The organism is Lysinibacillus sp. S1 (genome assembly GCF_044986265.1).
In the GTDB taxonomy this organism is placed as follows: Bacteria; Bacillota; Bacilli; order Bacillales_A; family Planococcaceae; genus Lysinibacillus; species Lysinibacillus capsici.
The window spans coordinates 3,791,101-3,810,157 of the sequence record NZ_CP173154.1 but is presented as its reverse complement, the minus strand read 5'-3'; the positions used below and the strand labels follow the sequence as shown (position 1 = coordinate 3,810,157).

The window sequence follows — 19,057 nt, the reverse complement described above, 5'->3', positions numbered from 1 at the left end:
TTAAGCTTCCATACACTTCGTACTAATGTATCTAAAAGCTCTCTTTATAGAAAGAGTTGTTCTTTCAAAACTGGATAAACGGCGCATTGAATGTTTCAAACTTTTTGGTTAAGTCCTCGATCGATTAGTATTCGTCAGCTCCATGTGTCACCACACTTCCACCTCGAACCTATCTACCTCATCGTCTTTGAGGGATCTTACTTACTTGCGTAATGGGAAATCTCATCTTGAGGGGGGCTTCATGCTTAGATGCTTTCAGCACTTATCCCGTCCACACATAGCTACCCAGCGATGCCTTTGGCAAGACAACTGGTACACCAGCGGTGTGTCCATCCCGGTCCTCTCGTACTAAGGACAGCTCCTCTCAAATTTCCTACGCCCACGACGGATAGGGACCGAACTGTCTCACGACGTTCTGAACCCAGCTCGCGTACCGCTTTAATGGGCGAACAGCCCAACCCTTGGGACCGACTACAGCCCCAGGATGCGATGAGCCGACATCGAGGTGCCAAACCTCCCCGTCGATGTGGACTCTTGGGGGAGATAAGCCTGTTATCCCCGGGGTAGCTTTTATCCGTTGAGCGATGGCCCTTCCATGCGGAACCACCGGATCACTAAGCCCGTCTTTCGACCCTGCTCGACTTGTAGGTCTCGCAGTCAAGCTCCCTTGTGCCTTTACACTCTACGAATGATTTCCAACCATTCTGAGGGAACCTTTGGGCGCCTCCGTTACCTTTTAGGAGGCGACCGCCCCAGTCAAACTGTCCGCCTGACACTGTCTCCTGCCCCGCTAAGGGGCATGGGTTAGAATTTCAATACAACCAGGGTAGTATCCCACCGACGCCTCCTTCGAAGCTGGCGCTCCGAGATCTCTGGCTCCTACCTATCCTGTACAAGTTGTACCAAAATTCAATATCAGGCTACAGTAAAGCTCCACGGGGTCTTTCCGTCCTGTCGCGGGTAACCTGCATCTTCACAGGTACTATAATTTCACCGAGTCTCTCGTTGAGACAGTGCCCAGATCGTTACGCCTTTCGTGCGGGTCGGAACTTACCCGACAAGGAATTTCGCTACCTTAGGACCGTTATAGTTACGGCCGCCGTATACTGGWTSTTCAGTTCGTAGGCTCGCTTGAGATAGTTACTCATGTTAACCTTCCAGCACCGGGCAGGCGTCAGCCCCTATACGTCACCTTACGGTTTTGCAGAGACCTGTGTTTTTGCTAAACAGTCGCCTGGGCCTATTCACTGCGGCTCTCATGCGCTTGCACGCTCAAGAGCACCCCTTCTCCCGAAGTTACGGGGTCATTTTGCCGAGTTCCTTAACGAGAGTTCTCTCGCACACCTTAGGATTCTCTCCTCGACTACCTGTGTCGGTTTGCGGTACGGGCACCTCTCACCTCGATAGAGGCTTTTCTTGGCAGTGTGAAATCAGGAACTTCGTCCATACGGACTCGCCATCACAGCTCAACGTTACAGTGTGCGGATTTGCCTACACACACGCCTTACTGCTTGGACGCGCACAACCAACGGCGCGCTTACCCTATCCTACTGCGTCCCCCCATTTCTCAAACGGTGAGGAGGTGGTACAGGAATATCAACCTGTTGTCCATCGCCTACGCCTATCGGCCTCGGCTTAGGTCCCGACTAACCCTGAGCGGACGAGCCTTCCTCAGGAAACCTTAGTCATACGGTGGACGGGATTCTCACCCGTCTTTCGCTACTCATACCGGCATTCTCACTTCTAAGCGCTCCACCAGTCCTTCCGATCTGACTTCAACGCACTTAGAACGCTCTCCTACCACTGACATCGTAGATGTCAATCCACAGCTTCGGTGAATCGTTTAGCCCCGATACATTTTCGGCGCAGCGTCACTCGACCAGTGAGCTATTACGCACTCTTTAAATGATGGCTGCTTCTAAGCCAACATCCTGGTTGTCTGTGCAACGCCACATCCTTTTCCACTTAACGATTACTTTGGGACCTTAGCTGGTGGTCTGGGCTGTTTCCCTTTTGACTACGGATCTTATCACTCGCAGTCTGACTCCCGTGTATAAATATCTGGCATTCGGAGTTTGTCTGAATTCGGTAAACCGGGATGGCCCCCTAGTCCAAACAGTGCTCTACCTCCAGTATTCTCATCACGAGGCTAGCCCTAAAGCTATTTCGGAGAGAACCAGCTATCTCCAAGTTCGATTGGAATTTCTCCGCTACCCACACCTCATCCCCGCACTTTTCAACGTGCGTGGGTTCGGGCCTCCAGTAAGTGTTACCTCACCTTCACCCTGGACATGGGTAGATCACCTGGTTTCGGGTCTACGACCACGTACTATTTCGCCCTATTCAGACTCGCTTTCGCTGCGGCTCCGCCTTCTAAAGCTTAACCTCGCACGTAATCGTAACTCGCCGGTTCATTCTACAAAAGGCACGCTATCACCCATTAACGGGCTCTAACTACTTGTAGGCACACGGTTTCAGGATCTCTTTCACTCCCCTTCCGGGGTGCTTTTCACCTTTCCCTCACGGTACTGGTTCACTATCGGTCACTAGGTAGTATTTAGCCTTGGGAGATGGTCCTCCCGGATTCCGACGGAATTTCACGTGTTCCGCCGTACTCAGGATCCACTCAGGAGAGAACGAACTTTCGACTACAGGGCTTTTACCTGCTCTGGCGGACCTTTCCAAGTCGCTTCATCTAACTCGCTCTTTTGTAACTCCGTATAGAGTGTCCTACAACCCCAAGAGGCAAGCCTCTTGGTTTGGGCTCTTCCCGTTTCGCTCGCCGCTACTCAGGGAATCGATTTTTCTTTCTCTTCCTCCAGGTACTTAGATGTTTCAGTTCCCTGGGTCTGCCTTCAAGACGCTATGTATTCACGTCAAGATACTACGCGATTAAACGTAGTGGGTTCCCCCATTCGGAAATCTCCGGATCAAAGCTCACTTACAGCTCCCCGAAGCATATCGGTGTTAGTGCCGTCCTTCTTCGGCTCCTAGTGCCAAGGCATTCGCCGTGCGCCCTTAATAACTTAACCAAGTTATTAAGCCTATAAAAAACTTAAAAAATAAATGTGTTTGTTACAATTTCAATGTCGTTTTATCCAGTTTTCAAAGAACAAGTTTTGAAGTGTTTCATTCAGATAGAATGAACCTTCAAAACTGAACGCAAAACGTAATCTTACAAACCCAAGGTTTGTATTCCGAAATAATCCTTAGAAAGGAGGTGATCCAGCCGCACCTTCCGATACGGCTACCTTGTTACGACTTCACCCCAATCATCTATCCCACCTTCGGCGGCTGGCTCCAAAAGGTTACCTCACCGACTTCGGGTGTTACAAACTCTCGTGGTGTGACGGGCGGTGTGTACAAGGCCCGGGAACGTATTCACCGCGGCATGCTGATCCGCGATTACTAGCGATTCCGGCTTCATGTAGGCGAGTTGCAGCCTACAATCCGAACTGAGAACGACTTTATCGGATTAGCTCCCTCTCGCGAGTTGGCAACCGTTTGTATCGTCCATTGTAGCACGTGTGTAGCCCAGGTCATAAGGGGCATGATGATTTGACGTCATCCCCACCTTCCTCCGGTTTGTCACCGGCAGTCACCTTAGAGTGCCCAACTAAATGATGGCAACTAAGATCAAGGGTTGCGCTCGTTGCGGGACTTAACCCAACATCTCACGACACGAGCTGACGACAACCATGCACCACCTGTCACCGTTGCCCCCGAAGGGGAAACTATATCTCTACAGTGGTCAACGGGATGTCAAGACCTGGTAAGGTTCTTCGCGTTGCTTCGAATTAAACCACATGCTCCACCGCTTGTGCGGGCCCCCGTCAATTCCTTTGAGTTTCAGTCTTGCGACCGTACTCCCCAGGCGGAGTGCTTAATGCGTTAGCTGCAGCACTAAGGGGCGGAAACCCCCTAACACTTAGCACTCATCGTTTACGGCGTGGACTACCAGGGTATCTAATCCTGTTTGCTCCCCACGCTTTCGCGCCTCAGCGTCAGTTACAGACCAGAAAGTCGCCTTCGCCACTGGTGTTCCTCCAAATCTCTACGCATTTCACCGCTACACTTGGAATTCCACTTTCCTCTTCTGCACTCAAGTCCCCCAGTTTCCAATGACCCTCCACGGTTGAGCCGTGGGCTTTCACATCAGACTTAAAGGACCGCCTGCGCGCGCTTTACGCCCAATAATTCCGGACAACGCTTGCCACCTACGTATTACCGCGGCTGCTGGCACGTAGTTAGCCGTGGCTTTCTAATAAGGTACCGTCAAGGTACAGCCAGTTACTACTGTACTTGTTCTTCCCTTACAACAGAGTTTTACGATCCGAAAACCTTCTTCACTCACGCGGCGTTGCTCCATCAGGCTTTCGCCCATTGTGGAAGATTCCCTACTGCTGCCTCCCGTAGGAGTCTGGGCCGTGTCTCAGTCCCAGTGTGGCCGATCACCCTCTCAGGTCGGCTACGCATCGTCGCCTTGGTGAGCCGTTACCTCACCAACTAGCTAATGCGCCGCGGGCCCATCCTATAGCGACAGCCGAAACCGTCTTTCAGTCTTTCACCATGAAGCAAAAGAGATTATTCGGTATTAGCCCCGGTTTCCCGGAGTTATCCCAAACTATAGGGTAGGTTGCCCACGTGTTACTCACCCGTCCGCCGCTAACGTCAAAGGAGCAAGCTCCTTTTCTGTTCGCTCGACTTGCATGTATTAGGCACGCCGCCAGCGTTCGTCCTGAGCCAGGATCAAACTCTCCATAAAAGAAATTTGATTAGCTCAAATTGTTTTGCTGGCATCATGTTTGATGTCCAAAATTGTGTTTCGTTCACTAGCAAAACTAGCTACTTAAAACTTTATTGATTACGTTTTGCTTGTTCAGTTTTCAAGGTTCATTTTATTTAAGTCGTTTTCAGCGACTTTATTATCTTATCTCATCCCCAACTAAAAGTCAACAACTTTTCAAAACTTTATTTTCAAGCGTTCCTTCTTGTTAAGGACAAGTAATAATATATAATATAGCATTTTAAAAATCAAGCATTTTTCTTAAAAAAATTAAAAATCTTTTTAATATCTATTACAAACAATAGAATTCCTGCTAATACAATCAATCCACCGATGATTTGTGTCATGATTAAATACTCTTTAAATATCACCAAAGCTAAAAGAGCAGCTCCTACAGGCTCAAATAATATAGCAATTGAAACAACATTCGTACTGACGTATTTAATTGACCAATTAAACAAAGTATGACCAAGTAAATTTGGTATTAACGCTAATAAGATAAACCATAACCAATCCATCGAAGAATATGGACCAAAAGATTCCCCTTTAACCATTACATATATAAATAAAGTGATGGTACTTACAACATATACAACCATTGTATAGGTCACAAGTGATAATCTCTTACGTACATCCTGTCCTAATAGAAAATAAGCTGTCGCTAGTGCACAAGCAACGAGCGCCAGTACATCTCCATATAAGGCTGTTCCACTTACTTTAAAATCGCCCCAACTAATTAAAACACTTCCTATTATTGCAATTGATCCTGCTACAATTGTTTTCATCGTAATTTTCTCTTTAAAGAAAAAGTAAGTGCCCACAAACGCAAACAAAGGTTGTAGTGTTACTAAAACTGTTGAACTTGCTACTGAAGTATAGTTGAGTGATTCAAACCATAATATAAAATGAAAGGCTAAAAAAATCCCTGCAACTGAAGAAAATAGCCAATCACGTCTTTTTAAAGTCGTTAACTCCTTTGTATATCCCCTTAAAAACCATGGCGCCATGATAAAAACGGAAAATAGCATGCGATAAAATGCTATAATCCCCGCTTCCGCCGATGCTAATTTCACAAAAATAGCTGACATCGATACTGAAATTACACCAATCACAATCGGGATGTATGGATGGATTTTTGGCTGCTCCAAAAAACCCCACCTTCCTAAAAAAATACTTATATGTCCTTACTTCATGTTGTACAATACAAAAAAGTGATGCACATATAATAATGACAGTTTGCATATCTCTTAGCAATACGAAATATCAATGGAGGGTTGTGTATGGAAACATTATTCGAAAATATGATTACATATGAAGTTGGCATAAAATTAGTTATTGCAGCCACATTAAGTTTAGTAATCGGTATCGAAAGGGAATTAAAGAAAAAACCAGTTGGATTAAAAACAAGTTTAGTTATTGCTACTTTCAGCTGCTTATTAACGATTATCTCCATTGAAACTGCCTACTCAACCCCCGCTAGAGAAGATATTAATATTACGATGGACCCTCTTCGTTTAGCCGCACAAATTGTTAGTGGAATTGGCTTTCTTGGTGCAGGAGTCATTCTAAGACGCGGGAATGACAGCATTACGGGTTTAACAACCGCTGCTATGATTTGGGGAGCCGCTGGTATTGGTATTGCGGTTGGTGCAGGTTTTTACATGGATGCAACACTAGCTGTTGTGATCATTGTTTTTGGAATTGAAGTACTATCACCTTTTCTTATGAAAATCGGACCAAAGCGAATTCGTATGCGGGAAATTTTGTTAAAAGTCCAAATTGATGATGACAACCATACAGAATCATTTCTATTATTTTTAAAGGACAACAACATTATCATTGAAAATATACGCATTAAAGATGTGCACTTAAAAAACGATAGTGTTTTACATGAGTTAGATTTACGTCTTTCCTTAATCGTCTCGGATAATTTGTTGTCATTTTATCGTTCATTACGAGCACTATCTTATATAGAAAAAATCGAAATGGAAATTTTAAACTAGTTGGAGGATTTTTTATGGCAGAACTATTAAAACTACTAAAAGACGGTAACAAACCCTCTCTAATGGCTGCATGTGTAAATGCATTTTTAGGAATTATTAAAGGAATCGCCTTTTTCTTTACAGGTAACGTTGCGATGTTTGCAGAAATGATGCACTCTCTAGGCGATGCAGCAAACCAATTATTTGTGTATATAGGGTCAGCACTCTCTAAAAAGGCACCTACAAAACAATTTCCCGGTGGCTTTGGTCGTATTGTCAATTTAGTATGCCTTTTCGCCGTAATAATTGTAGCTATCCTTTCTTATGAAACAATAAAAGAAGGTTGGCATCATTTTATTCATCCCACAGGAGAGTCTAGCGGGATATTGATTGCCCTAGGAGTATTATTCATCGGGATTGTTTTAGAAGGGACAGTGCTAGCTAAAGCGGCTGCAGAAGTGCTACATGAATCAGGTCAAGAAAAAGCAGGTATCGCATCTATTCCGAAAGCATTCACATACTTGAATAGAGCAAAACCGGCCACAAAATTAGTTTTTATGGAAGATTTAGTTGCTACTGGAGGCAACTTCTTAGCCTTTGCTGCTATTTTAATTGCTTATTTTACAGGTTGGGGTCGAATAGAAGGACTAGTTTCGATGATAATTGGGGTCATGATGTTTTATGTTGTAGGTAAGGTATTCCTTGATAACGCACGTGGTGTCATTGGTGAAACTGATGAAGAGATGTTAAACCATATAGCTCACCTCGTAATGGATGATCCAAATATCAAAGATATTGTGCGTCTTGAAGTGATTAAAGAAGGAGAGTTTTTACATGTAGAATTAGTGGCTGAAGCTGATCCGCTTTTATCGTTAGCCTTTTTAGATGATGTTCGGGATCATTTAACAGAGGTAATCCTAAGCCAAAAAGGAGTATCTAAAGTAGCTATATTATTCGACGAAGATGATGGGAAAACAAGCTGGATACACGTTGGTGAAAAACCAAACAACTCCATTTAATACTTTATAAAAACAAATAGCCAATTGCCGTATTTCAGGCAGTTGGCTATTTGTTAGACTAATTTTAAATTAGGAATATCCTCATAACCTACATAAACATGGTTTGTAATCATAAAAGTAAGTAATTTATTACAAGCAATCATTAGTCTTTTACCATTCTGCTGAATAACGATTTTTGAAAATAGTAAGGAGGCTTGACGATTAGCTAATGCATATTCTTCTGCATTGAGAATATTTCTGCCATCCACATGACAACCCAACACGAAATTTCCTAAAAAAGAATCCTTTAATACATTCGGATGCATGGATTGGTAATGTACTTCAGCAATTGAATCTTCTATATTCATAAATTGATGGGCTACCAAATAATGTTTTAAAGCACCTTTTAAATCAATTGCAATAGCTGTATCTGCTAAAATTGTTCGATAATAAACAGGAACAATCTCAGCACCCCCCAAATACGGCTTAACTTCTACAACAATTTCTCCAGAAGGACGAACAAATAATTGTACAATTGCTTTATTTACACCATCCGAAAAAATAACATTCGTTCGCCCAAAACGCACGCTTTTAAAAAATATACTTTGATCTACAATGTATCCAGTGATAATTTTATCATTTTCAATTTGCAATGATTTCGCTTCAATCCCCAATACCTCTACACAATTTTGCATTTTATAAACATGTTGCTGGAATGGCATTTCTATACAACTTAATGTAACAATACGGTCCTGTAGCAATTGTTTCAACATTTGATCCCTCTCCTCTTTGTTTAATATTGTAATTATTTTAGTAAAGGTGGCTGAACAACTTCTGAACATCGACACACGAATTGACTGATTACGACAAAAAACTATCCTTTTCTGTCATTCCATAAATCACCTTATAGTAAAATAATCTACAATATAGGTTGAATGACTCAGTTAAAAACATAACTTTCCTCACTTAAAATAAAGAAAAATACATTTATATTCCTTCTATTATGTATCTATTTTATTATATTGCAGGACTAAAGAAACTTCTACGACAAAATTCTACATTAATCGTTAATTTTTCTTAACCTTGCAATAAAAAAAAGTATGAGGCTATAAGCATAGCCTCATACTTAAAGTATTAAAGAGAATTTCGTAAAATGGTTCTTACATCTTCCTCTTGCAATCGATTAAAGTTGCCAAAAGGGCCATTTTGCATAGCATGATCTACAATTTGCTGGAATTTCGAATCATCAATATCGTAATCTGCCAAACGACTAGGTGCCCCTAATGATGTCCAAAATGCAGATAAACGATCAATCCCCTCATAAGCAACCTCTTCTACTGTTTTACCTATTGCCTCGACTCCAAACACACGTGTTGCTATACCTGCAAAACGCTCAGGATTTACTGGTACATTTAAACGCATCCAATGCGGTTGAAGAATGGCTAAACCACCTGCATGTGGAATGTCATATACAGCAGATACAGCATGTTCAATATTATGAGATGCCCAATCCCCTCGTGAACCAATTGATAGGAATCCATTTAAACCAATTGTCCCTGCTAATAGAATGGTTTCGCGTAACTTCGTATTTTCTAGGTCCTCTAATAATTTTGGAGCTGTCGTAATAACTGTTCGCAATACCCCTTCACACATTTCATCTGTGATAGGAGTATTCGTTGTATTGTGGAAATATTGCTCAAATACATGCGACATCATATCCACTATTCCATACACAGTGTGATTTTTAGGTACAGTCACTGTATATGCTGGATTTAGTATTGAAAATTTCGGGAAGGCTGCTGGACTACCCCAACTTAGTTTTTCTTCTGTAGCAGCATTCGTTATCACAGATCCAGCATTCATTTCTGAGCCTGTAGCAGCAAGTGTTAATACCGTTCCTAGTGGTATAGCTTGTTCTACAAACACTTTACGTTTCACGATATCCCAAGCATCGCCATCATACTTAGCGCCAGCAACAATTAATTTAGAACAATCGATTACTGAACCACCACCCACAGCAAGAACTAAGTCAATTCCTTCAGTTTTGCATATCTCAATACCTCGTCTAGCTGTTTCCACTCTTGGATTTGGCTCTACACCACCTAATTCAAATACGGTTTTATCCGCCTGTTGTAATTTTTCTATAACAGCATCGTATACACCATTCGATTTAATACTTCCGCCACCATATACAACTAATACCTTGTTTCCAAATTGCTCTAATTCTTTCGGCAATTTTTCAAGTGCATCCTCACCAAAATGTAGTTTCACTGGGTTAAAAAAAGTAAATGAATCCATCTAATTCGCCCCTTTCTAGTTGGATTTTCTCATAATTACGCTAGAGAAAGCAAAGATTAAACGCTGTCAACACTTTGCTATTTCGAAAGCGTTTTTTCAAACTGTTCAGATTTTGTTCAGACAATAGTTGTATAGTACTACTCATTACATAAGATAAAAGGAATTTTTGCACATGCTTATTATTGTAATTGTTGTCGTAACCATAATTTTGGGCTTTTTTCTGCTAAGATTTTTTAAAATCAAAAAAATAAGGAACGAAAAAAAGATGCTATTAGAGCAGCGCCTAGACCACCTTCTTCAATCAAATAAAAACGAAAAAAATGAGTCATCCCAATAATATAGGAATGACTCATTATCTTCTTTTTACTTAAACCCAACCACGGAAGCGAGAAGCTTCTGCAGTACGGCGAACACCTACCATGTAAGCTGCTAAGCGCATGTTGATGTTACGTGTTGTTGCTGTTGTATATACATTATCAAATGCTTCGACCATTTTTTTGTATAGACGTTCTTCCACTTCTTCTTCTGTCCAATAATAACCTTGGTTATTTTGCACCCATTCAAAGTAAGAAACTGTAACTCCACCTGCAGAGGCTAATACGTCTGGTACAAGTAAAATGCCACGCTCTGTTAAGATTTTAGTTGCTTCAGCTGTTGTTGGACCATTTGCTGCTTCTACTACGATATTTGCTTTCACATTATGTGCATTGTCAGCAGTAATTTGGTTTTCAATAGCAGCTGGTACTAAAATATCACAATCAAGCTCTAACAATTCTTTGTTTGAAATTGTGTTTTCAAATAGAGTAGTTACTGTTCCGAAGCTATCGCGACGATCTAATAAATAGTCGATATCTAAACCTTCAGGATCATGAAGTGCACCATAAGCATCTGAAATACCGATTACTTTCGCACCTAAATCATGCATGAATTTTGCAAGGAAGCTTCCTGCGTTACCAAATCCTTGAATAACAACACGAGCACCTTTAATATCAATACCACGTTTTTTTGCTGCTTCTTCGATTACGATTGTAACACCTTGTGCAGTCGCACGGTCACGACCTTGAGAACCACCAAGTACTAGTGGCTTACCAGTGATGAAGCCTGGAGAGTTGAACTCATCCATTCGGCTATATTCATCCATCATCCATGCCATAATTTGTGCATTTGTAAATACGTCTGGCGCAGGAATATCTTTTGTTGGTCCTACGATTTGACTTACCGCACGAACATAGCCACGGCTTAAACGTTCGATTTCGCCCATTGACATTTGACGAGGATCACAAATGACACCGCCTTTACCACCGCCGTACGGTAGATCGACAATACCACATTTCAATGTCATCCACATTGAAAGCGCTTTAACTTCCTCCTCAGACACTTGTGGGTGGAAACGAACCCCACCTTTAGTTGGTCCTACAGCATCATTATGTTGTGCACGGTAACCAGTAAATACTTTTGTTGTACCATCATCCATTTTCACTGGGATACGTACTTGTAGCATGCGAAGCGGTTCTTTTAGTAATTCATACATTGCTTCATCATAGCCAAGTTTATTTAGAGCATCTTGAATGACATCTTGTGTTGATGTGAAAAGATTTAAGTTTTCAGACATTATTAAATCGCCTCTTTGTTTTTTTTAATGATAGTTATCGGCATCATTGTAACATACTTCCGAATTAAAATGTGAACATTTTGTTAAAGTTTAAATACTTTTTCAATTTGTTCAATTGACCAATCTAAATCCTCTTGAGAAATAACAAGTGGTGGTGCAAAACGAATTACTGTATCATGTGTTTCTTTACATAATAGACCTAATTCTTTAAGTTTTTCACAGTATGGACGAGCCGCTTCTGTTAGCTCCATACCGATAAATAAACCACGACCACGTACTTCCTTAATAACTGGGTTGTTAATTTCTTTTAATTTACCTTTGAAGTATTCGCCAAGTTCGTGTGAACGCTCTGCTAATTTTTCATCTAATAATACTTTAATTGATGCAATTGAAACTGCACAAGCTAAAGGATTACCGCCAAAAGTTGAACCATGTGAACCCGGGTTGAATACACCTAAAATACTACGGTTTGCAGCCACACAAGAAATTGGGAATACGCCGCCACCTAGAGCTTTACCCAAGATATACATATCTGGTTCTACTTCTTCCCAATCACAAGCAAACATTTTACCTGTACGTGCTAAACCAGCTTGAATTTCGTCAGCAATGAAAAGTACATTGTTTTCACGGCAAAGTTCACGAGCTGCTTTTAAGAAGCCTTCTGTTGGAATGACGATACCCGCTTCACCTTGAATTGGCTCAATTAAAAATGCAGCAGTGTTTGGTGTAATAGCCGCTTTTAAAGCTTCAAGATTACCATAATCTACTAATTTAACATTTGGTAGCATTGGACCAAAACCACGACGGTATTCTTCATCAGAAGATAAAGATACAGCTAGCATTGTACGACCATGGAAGTTACCATTACATGCAATAACTTCAGCTTTACCCTCTTCTACGCCTTTTACATCATATGCCCAACGACGAGCTGCTTTAAACGCAGTTTCTACTGCTTCAGCACCAGTATTCATTGGTAATACCATTTCTTTATTTGTTAATTTCCCTACTAGCTCATACCATTCACCAAGGTTTTCACTGTAAAAAGCACGTGAAGTTAACGTTACTTTATCAGCTTGCTCTTTTAAAGCAGCGATAATTTTTGGGTGACGGTGTCCTTGGTTTACTGCTGAATAAGCAGATAACATATCTAAATATTTGTTACCTTCTGGATCTTTAACCCAAGCACCCTCAGCCTCTGAAATAACGATTGGCAGTGGATGATAGTTTGCTGCACCAAAATTTTGTGTTTGTTCAATAACTTGTTGAGTTTTTGTCATATCCTATTCTCTCCTTACTAATCATGTTGAAAAACTTTATAAAAGAAAGGGACTATGTATCACTATAAGTAGAATGATTAAGAATATAGCAACAATTCAAACGGTAAATTTGCTAACTTCTCCAAGGTAAACTACGTCATGAAAGTCTACGGTTTTAGCCAGGTAGCGTTACCTGGAGAAGTGTCACAAATTCATTCAAAATGCCTCAATTTCTACCTACTTTGAACAGCCCTCACGTCAATGTGAAAATTAAAGCATTTCTGAAGTTGTTTTTGCTTGCATATGCAGTTGTAGGTAGTCTGGGCCACCTGCTTTTGAATCTGTACCTGACATGTTGAAGCCACCAAATGGTTGGTAACCTACGATTGCACCTGTACAGCCACGGTTGAAGTAAAGGTTTCCTACATGGAATTCTTCACGTGCTTTTTCTAGGTTCATACGGTTTGTTGTGATAACAGCGCCTGTTAAACCGTATTCTGTATCGTTTGCAATTTCAATCGCATGGTCGAAATCTTTTGCTTTTGCAATGGCTACCACTGGTCCGAAGATTTCTTCCTTCATAATACGAGCAGAAGGCTCTACGTCCGCGAATACAGTTGGTTGTACGAAGTAGCCGACTGAATCGTCTGCTGTACCACCAGCTACTAAACGACCTTCGCCTTTACCGATTTCGATGTACTCTGTAATTTTATTGAATGCTGCTTGGTCAATAACTGTTGCCATGAAGTTGCTATAATCAGTTGGGTCACCCACTGTTAAAGCGTTTGTTAACTCTTCTACGCGATTTACCACTTGCTCATACACATCTTCTACGATGACAGCACGAGAACATGCTGAACATTTTTGACCTGAGAAACCAAATGCTGATTTCACGATGGATTGTGCAGCTAATTCTAAATCTGCTTCTTTATCCACTACGATTGTATCTTTACCGCCCATTTCAGCGATGACACGTTTAATCCAAATTTGGCCTTCGTTTAATACAGATGCACGTTGGTTGATACGTAAGCCAACATCACGTGAACCTGTGAAGCTGATGAAGCGTGTTTTTGGATGATCGACTAAGTAGTCACCTACTTCAGCACCAGAACCTGGTACGAAGTTCACCGCACCTGCTGGAAGACCAGCTTCTTCTAATACTTCGATAAATTTATACGCTATAACTGGCGTTGTTGAAGCTGGTTTTAATAACACTGTATTCCCTGTTACTAAAGCAGCTACTGTTGTACCAGCCATGATTGCAAATGGGAAGTTCCAAGGAGAAATGACAATACCGATTCCTAATGGAATGTAGTCATAACGATTATATTCACCTGGACGGCTTTCGACTGGCTGACCGTTTTTAATGCGTAGCATTTGGCGACCATAGTATTCCATGAAGTCGATTGCTTCCGCTGTATCTGCATCAGCCTCTGCCCATGGTTTCCCCGCTTCTTTTGTTAATAGTGCAGAGAATTCATGTTTGCGACGACGGATAATCGCTGCCGCTTTGAAAAGAACGTCCGCACGAATGGCTGGATCAACTTTTTTCCATGTTTTGAATGTTTCATCTGCCGCTTGCATCGCTTTTTCAGCTAAATCTTTGCTTGCTTTCGAAACGCGACCAATGACTTCTGTTTTCTTTGCAGGATTGTACGAAACGATTTTATCTTCTGTTGTAATGCGCTCGCCACCAATAATTAGTGGGTAGTCTTGACCTAAGTAACCTTCAACTTTATTTAAAGCCTCTACATAAGCATTGTAGTTTGCCTCTTGTGAAAAATCTGTGAATGGTTCGTGTTTGTATGGAATCATACTTAATCCTCCCTTGTGAGATGTGTTTGGGTATGCAAAAAACATTGACGCAAAATATCTTTGCGTATAAAATATTCTTACACTTATTATAATGCAAAATTTCGTTGCATATTTCAAGTAAAAAATTTTTGAGGTGCACATTTTTATGAAAAATTCTGAACCTTTACTACCTTTTTATGAGTTTATTGCAACAAATGTATCCGTTGGTATTCATGCAGTAGACCTATCTGGCAAAACGATTATTTACAATACGAAAATGAAAGAAATTGAAGGATTTCATTTTGATGAACTTGCGGATCGTTCCATTATTGAAATGTTTTCCTTCCGTCAACATGAAAGTACGTTAATGCGTGTTTTACAAACGGGAAAAAAAGAAATTAACGTTAAACAATCCTACTGGAATAAAAATGGTCATGAAATTACAACAATCAATGATACTTTTCCACTTTTTGTTGAAGGCAAACTGATTGGCGCAATTGAATTTGCACGTGATATTACCTCTCTGGAAAAGCTTGTTTATCAACCCCTTCGTCGTTACGATGAACCATTAACATTTGATATGATTAAAGCTGATTCTGAATCCATGAAGCAGGTTATCGACAACGCTAAAAAAGCAGCTGCTGTAAAATTACCAGTATTATTAATTGGCGAATCTGGCACAGGGAAAGACTTAGTAGCAGAGGGCATTCACCACGCCGCTTCACCTGATCCTGATGCCTTTGTGACACTCGTTAGTCGCCGTTCAGCTCAATCGGTGCTTGATAAATTACAGCAATTATTAGAAGAAGATAAAGATTACACCTTCTTCTTCGAACGTATAGATTTTTTAAGCTTAGACATTCAAGAGCAACTTTTGGATATACTACATTCACTTCCACAGTCCAAATATATGCTAATTGGCAGTGTGGGCAGTGATCCCATTACATTGATTGCCGAAAAGAAGCTGTCAAAATCTCTATATTATTTCTTTGCTACAATGGCCATTACCATTCCTAATTTAACGGATCGAAAAGAAGACATTCTTCCATTTGTAGAAGATTATTTTAGTCGACATCGAGAACGATTTGCTTCACAAGTCACTGAACTTGCACCAGATGTACAGGAATTATTTTTACAATATGATTGGCCAGGAAATCTAAAAGAGCTTGAGCTACTACTGGATGAAATTGTTTCATTTATGACAACGGAATCCACTGTTACTTCGGATTTATTACCTTTACATTTCCGCTTCAAAGTGCAGCAACAAGATACAAATAATCGTGAACCAGAATTTTTTATGTTCCATCAAAATCACAATGTCATGCCACTCGATGCCTATTTGCGTGAAGCCGAATCATATTATGTGCAAAATGTCTTAAATTTATATGAGGGCAATATTACAAAGGCAGCGAATGCACTTGGTATGAGCAGACAAAACCTGCAATATCGAATCCGCAAAATAAAAAAGCAATAGAAAAAACGAGGATACTTTCATTCGAAAGCATCCTCGTTTCTTTATTGACCAGATTGTTCAATCCAGTCCTGCAATTTATCTTTTAAGGAATTAAAACCATTTGCATCCGATTCATCTACACGGTCCTGCAATGATTTACGTGGTGGTGCATCTTTTTTTCTTACTGTTGCTGGGCGATCCTGTAGCGCTCTCATCGATAAACTAATTTTTTCGGCCTCTTCATCGATTTCAAGAATCTTGACTTCAACTTCTTGCCCAACAGCTAAAAATTCACTAACGTCCTTCACAAAGCCGTATGTTATTTCCGAAATATGCACAAGGCCTTGCGTATTGTCATCTAGTGCAACAAATGCACCGTATGGTTGAATACCTGTAACTTTTCCGGTCAACACGTCTCCTAATTCATATTTTTTTACCATAACCTTTGCCCACTTTCTTTTGTTTGCTACGTATATATCGCTTAAATTATAACATACGTGTAAAAACGGGGCAAAAAATCATCTCATCAATCCATGATACCAATTATACGGTAAAAACCATCTTCATTTTGAGATAATCTAAACAAAATTTGCTTGCCATACTCTTTTTGATGTTCTTCATCAAGTCGTACAGCCACCATTGGATAAATTCCATTGTATTGTGATATTTGGCTAATTATGGATAATCCTTTTACTTTGTTTAAAAAATCAGACTCTATTTCTACATTTGATAGGATTACTTTCTCTTGCAATGATTCATCTCCAATAGAAATTGCATATAAATAAAGGGATACCATATTTAAAGGACTGAGCTGATTAATAAATGGTTCAGGGTCACTTTTCAAATACTGATCATAAATTCTCTTAATTTGTGCAATCTCTGCATCATCGATGTCTACAATATTAAATTCTTCAACTGCCGTATCTTTCCTAACTTGCAAAATGGCCGTTGAAATATCTTGTATTGACAGCCCTACTAACGTTTCTGAGTTGTTATATTGGTGTAATTCATTTAAAATAGTTGCCGCATTCTTTGTCATTACCTCCCCATACTTTCCATTAGCAACTTTTTGTAAAAAATTCAGGTATTCTTTATTAACGATTCCCTTTTCAGCATACACTTGATAATTAGTGGATCCTTTCATTAGAGCTAACCAAGTATTTTCAAATACTGCCTTTAATTCCTTATAAGTAACATTCGCCGTATTGATATCAAACAGCAATGAACGCTCCATAATTTTCAAGGATTCAGCTGTTTCTTCTCGTGTATACCTCAAGCCTTCTTCTCCTACTAAAAATCCTTTTTGTAAAAACTCAAAGTAACCAAAAATATCAGGGTGCATGTATTTTATAGGCTCAAAAGCATATTCCCCATCGATGGGATTAGCTTTAAAATAATAGGAACCATCCGTATCCAAATGAAGTTCCATATATTGCTTGCTTGCTGTTTCAATGATTGCTTTTAAATCTGATGGATACTGACTACGATCTATCTTTTTCTTTAAAAACTGTTCATAAGGTTCAAGTAAAGAATTAAAATACATTTCTATGTCATTAAGCGATTGCTTATATAAGCTAAAGATTCCGTAAGATTCATTAAAGGATAATGGCCCATATCCTTTGATTGTCTCTAAGGCTCGTCTTGGGGTCATTAATCCGTCTAAAATTTCTTTCTCCATTATTTGCAATTCCCAATCCTCTTCTATCGGACGTTCGTAACTCGTATAGAAGGCTAACATGGAATCTGCATTTTGAATATATGAAAAAGTATTCAGTTCTTCTACTGAAACTTTCAACTCTCTACTGATATCTTCTTTCACTCTCTTATATTTCTTGGTGATTCGCTCTACCCATTTTTCATACGTCCCTATCGTTTTGTCATCATTTTCTTGGGAAATCTGTTTATCACTGTTATTGTATGTTTCAGGCTGTCTAATCATATATGAAGTTCCTAATAAACCCACTAATAACATGCTCGCAATACTTACAAACCAAACAACCGACTTTTGCCATCTTGAGGGGCGCTGATGACCTTTATTAATAATTTCAAAAGATAATTCCTTGGATATATCCTCTTCTTCAATTTGTTTAAAGACAGTATCAGGATCAAGCTTCGCTTCCATTCGTTCATAGGATTTTTTCAGTAGTGCCATACGTTGGTCAAATTGCTTATCATCCATTTTCAACACTCCCATCTTGCATTAATGCTGCCTTTAGCTTTTCCTTCGCTCGTAATAATCGCACTTTCACCGTCGATAACGAAATATTTAAAACTTCAGCGATTTCTTCGTATTTTAATTCGTGGAAATAATACAACACGAGAGGATAACGGTATTTTTCGTCAAGTGCCTGAATAGCACGATGTAGATGCCTGTCCTCTTCAAACAAAAGAACATCCTCTTCAGCAGATGAATGAGTCTTTTGCTGTTGGGCTTGTAGCTTGTCCTCTTTAGCCTGCTGCCGTTGTTCCTTACGATAATAATCACGCGTAGCATTTAATGTGATTTTATAGAGCCACGTGGTAAATCGATCCTGTTTAAATTGGTGTAAAAAGCGATATAGTTTAACAAATACCTCCTGTGAAACATCAGCTAAATCATTTGTATGTACGCCACATTGAAAGGCAAACTTTTCAACGGTTTGCTGATGTATGCGGATAAGCTCGATATAGGCTTCTTTATCTCCTTGCTGCGCCCTTGCTATTAGTTCAACCTCCGTCATAGCTCTCCCCCCTTTTTGATAATGAAACGAAGTATTCTACCTAATTGTTACATAATTTAAATGTCTTTCCTCATATGTCATCTCTCTATATTTTTACTCCATCAAATGTCTTTCTTGCTATCATCAATTTTCTGATATTTGCTTGTGTTATGAGAATA

At 40.2% G+C, this 19,057-nt stretch carries 12 protein-coding genes and 2 rRNA genes; 3 read left to right on the top strand and 11 right to left on the bottom strand.

The window, feature by feature from the left end; all coding sequences use genetic code 11:
• Positions 1–104: 104 nt before the first annotated feature.
• The 3 genes from ACHZEU_RS18935 to ACHZEU_RS18925 form a co-directional block, all read right to left on the bottom strand.
• A 23S ribosomal RNA gene (locus ACHZEU_RS18935) occupies positions 105–3,032 on the bottom strand.
• A gap of 181 nt (positions 3,033–3,213) precedes the next feature.
• Positions 3,214–4,765 (bottom strand): 16S ribosomal RNA (locus tag ACHZEU_RS18930).
• The 16S and 23S rRNA genes sit together here, the layout of an rRNA operon.
• 269 nt (positions 4,766–5,034) lie before the next feature.
• Positions 5,035–5,934 (bottom strand): DMT family transporter, encoded by a 900-nt coding sequence (locus ACHZEU_RS18925; protein WP_048395813.1) that lies wholly within the window; start codon positions 5,932–5,934, stop codon positions 5,035–5,037.
• A gap of 132 nt (positions 5,935–6,066) precedes the next feature.
• On the opposite strand from ACHZEU_RS18925, the gene ACHZEU_RS18920 reads away from it, so the two are divergent.
• On the top strand, positions 6,067–6,789 hold the full coding sequence (locus ACHZEU_RS18920) for an MgtC/SapB family protein (RefSeq protein ID WP_004233792.1): 723 nt from the start codon (positions 6,067–6,069) through the stop codon (positions 6,787–6,789).
• Between the two features lie 14 nt (positions 6,790–6,803).
• Positions 6,804–7,787, top strand: a complete 984-nt coding sequence (locus tag ACHZEU_RS18915) for a cation diffusion facilitator family transporter (RefSeq protein ID WP_048395811.1) — start codon at positions 6,804–6,806, stop codon at positions 7,785–7,787.
• Between the two features lie 53 nt (positions 7,788–7,840).
• On the opposite strand, the gene ACHZEU_RS18910 is transcribed toward ACHZEU_RS18915, so the two are convergent.
• The 5 genes from ACHZEU_RS18910 to pruA form a co-directional block, all read right to left on the bottom strand.
• Positions 7,841–8,539, bottom strand: a complete 699-nt coding sequence (locus tag ACHZEU_RS18910; protein WP_404803643.1) for a hypothetical protein — start codon at positions 8,537–8,539, stop codon at positions 7,841–7,843.
• Between the two features lie 361 nt (positions 8,540–8,900).
• Positions 8,901–10,064, bottom strand: coding sequence for an iron-containing alcohol dehydrogenase (locus tag ACHZEU_RS18905; RefSeq protein WP_048395807.1), 1,164 nt, complete (start codon positions 10,062–10,064; stop codon positions 8,901–8,903).
• A 367-nt stretch (positions 10,065–10,431) separates the two neighbouring features.
• Positions 10,432–11,676: a Glu/Leu/Phe/Val dehydrogenase gene (locus ACHZEU_RS18900; protein ID WP_004233781.1), complete on the bottom strand. Its 1,245-nt coding sequence runs from the start codon at positions 11,674–11,676 to the stop codon at positions 10,432–10,434.
• An 83-nt stretch (positions 11,677–11,759) separates the two neighbouring features.
• Entirely contained in the window at positions 11,760–12,953 is a 1,194-nt protein-coding gene (locus tag ACHZEU_RS18895) for an ornithine--oxo-acid transaminase (RefSeq protein WP_004233780.1), read from the bottom strand.
• A 249-nt stretch (positions 12,954–13,202) separates the two neighbouring features.
• Positions 13,203–14,747: an L-glutamate gamma-semialdehyde dehydrogenase gene (gene pruA / locus ACHZEU_RS18890; RefSeq protein ID WP_279495853.1), complete on the bottom strand. Its 1,545-nt coding sequence runs from the start codon at positions 14,745–14,747 to the stop codon at positions 13,203–13,205.
• A 145-nt stretch (positions 14,748–14,892) separates the two neighbouring features.
• Here pruA and ACHZEU_RS18885 point away from each other — a divergent pair, with 145 nt between their 5' ends.
• Positions 14,893–16,200 (top strand): sigma 54-interacting transcriptional regulator, encoded by a 1,308-nt coding sequence (locus tag ACHZEU_RS18885; protein WP_103118704.1) that lies wholly within the window; start codon positions 14,893–14,895, stop codon positions 16,198–16,200.
• Positions 16,201–16,241: 41 nt separating this feature from the next.
• On the opposite strand, the gene yugI is transcribed toward ACHZEU_RS18885, so the two are convergent.
• The 3 genes from yugI to ACHZEU_RS18870 form a co-directional block, all read right to left on the bottom strand.
• The gene (gene yugI, locus ACHZEU_RS18880; protein WP_004228409.1) at positions 16,242–16,619 is read right to left on the bottom strand and encodes a S1 domain-containing post-transcriptional regulator GSP13; all 378 of its coding nucleotides are present in this window, start codon (positions 16,617–16,619) and stop codon (positions 16,242–16,244) included.
• Between the two features lie 86 nt (positions 16,620–16,705).
• A complete protein-coding gene (locus ACHZEU_RS18875; protein ID WP_279495856.1) occupies positions 16,706–18,358 on the bottom strand; it encodes a hypothetical protein in 1,653 nt (550 codons plus the stop codon).
• Entirely contained in the window at positions 18,351–18,899 is a 549-nt protein-coding gene (locus ACHZEU_RS18870; protein WP_048394469.1) for an RNA polymerase sigma factor, read from the bottom strand. The genes ACHZEU_RS18875 and ACHZEU_RS18870 overlap by 8 nt, the downstream gene beginning before the upstream one ends.
• Between the last annotated feature and the right edge of the window lie 158 nt (positions 18,900–19,057).

Coding starts and splice junctions, on each gene's coding strand:
- ACHZEU_RS18900 (WP_004233781.1), bottom strand. CDS start 11,676: ATGTCTGAAAACTTAAATCTTTTCACATCAACACAAGATGTCATTCAA.
- ACHZEU_RS18870 (WP_048394469.1), bottom strand. CDS start 18,899: ATGACGGAGGTTGAACTAATAGCAAGGGCGCAGCAAGGAGATAAAGAA.
- ACHZEU_RS18915 (WP_048395811.1), top strand. CDS start 6,804: ATGGCAGAACTATTAAAACTACTAAAAGACGGTAACAAACCCTCTCTA.
- ACHZEU_RS18910 (WP_404803643.1), bottom strand. CDS start 8,539: ATGTTGAAACAATTGCTACAGGACCGTATTGTTACATTAAGTTGTATA.
- yugI (WP_004228409.1), bottom strand. CDS start 16,619: ATGGTAAAAAAATATGAATTAGGAGACGTGTTGACCGGAAAAGTTACA.
- ACHZEU_RS18920 (WP_004233792.1), top strand. CDS start 6,067: ATGGAAACATTATTCGAAAATATGATTACATATGAAGTTGGCATAAAA.
- ACHZEU_RS18905 (WP_048395807.1), bottom strand. CDS start 10,064: ATGGATTCATTTACTTTTTTTAACCCAGTGAAACTACATTTTGGTGAG.
- ACHZEU_RS18885 (WP_103118704.1), top strand. CDS start 14,893: ATGAAAAATTCTGAACCTTTACTACCTTTTTATGAGTTTATTGCAACA.
- ACHZEU_RS18895 (WP_004233780.1), bottom strand. CDS start 12,953: ATGACAAAAACTCAACAAGTTATTGAACAAACACAAAATTTTGGTGCA.
- ACHZEU_RS18875 (WP_279495856.1), bottom strand. CDS start 18,358: ATGGATGATAAGCAATTTGACCAACGTATGGCACTACTGAAAAAATCC.
- pruA (WP_279495853.1), bottom strand. CDS start 14,747: ATGATTCCATACAAACACGAACCATTCACAGATTTTTCACAAGAGGCA.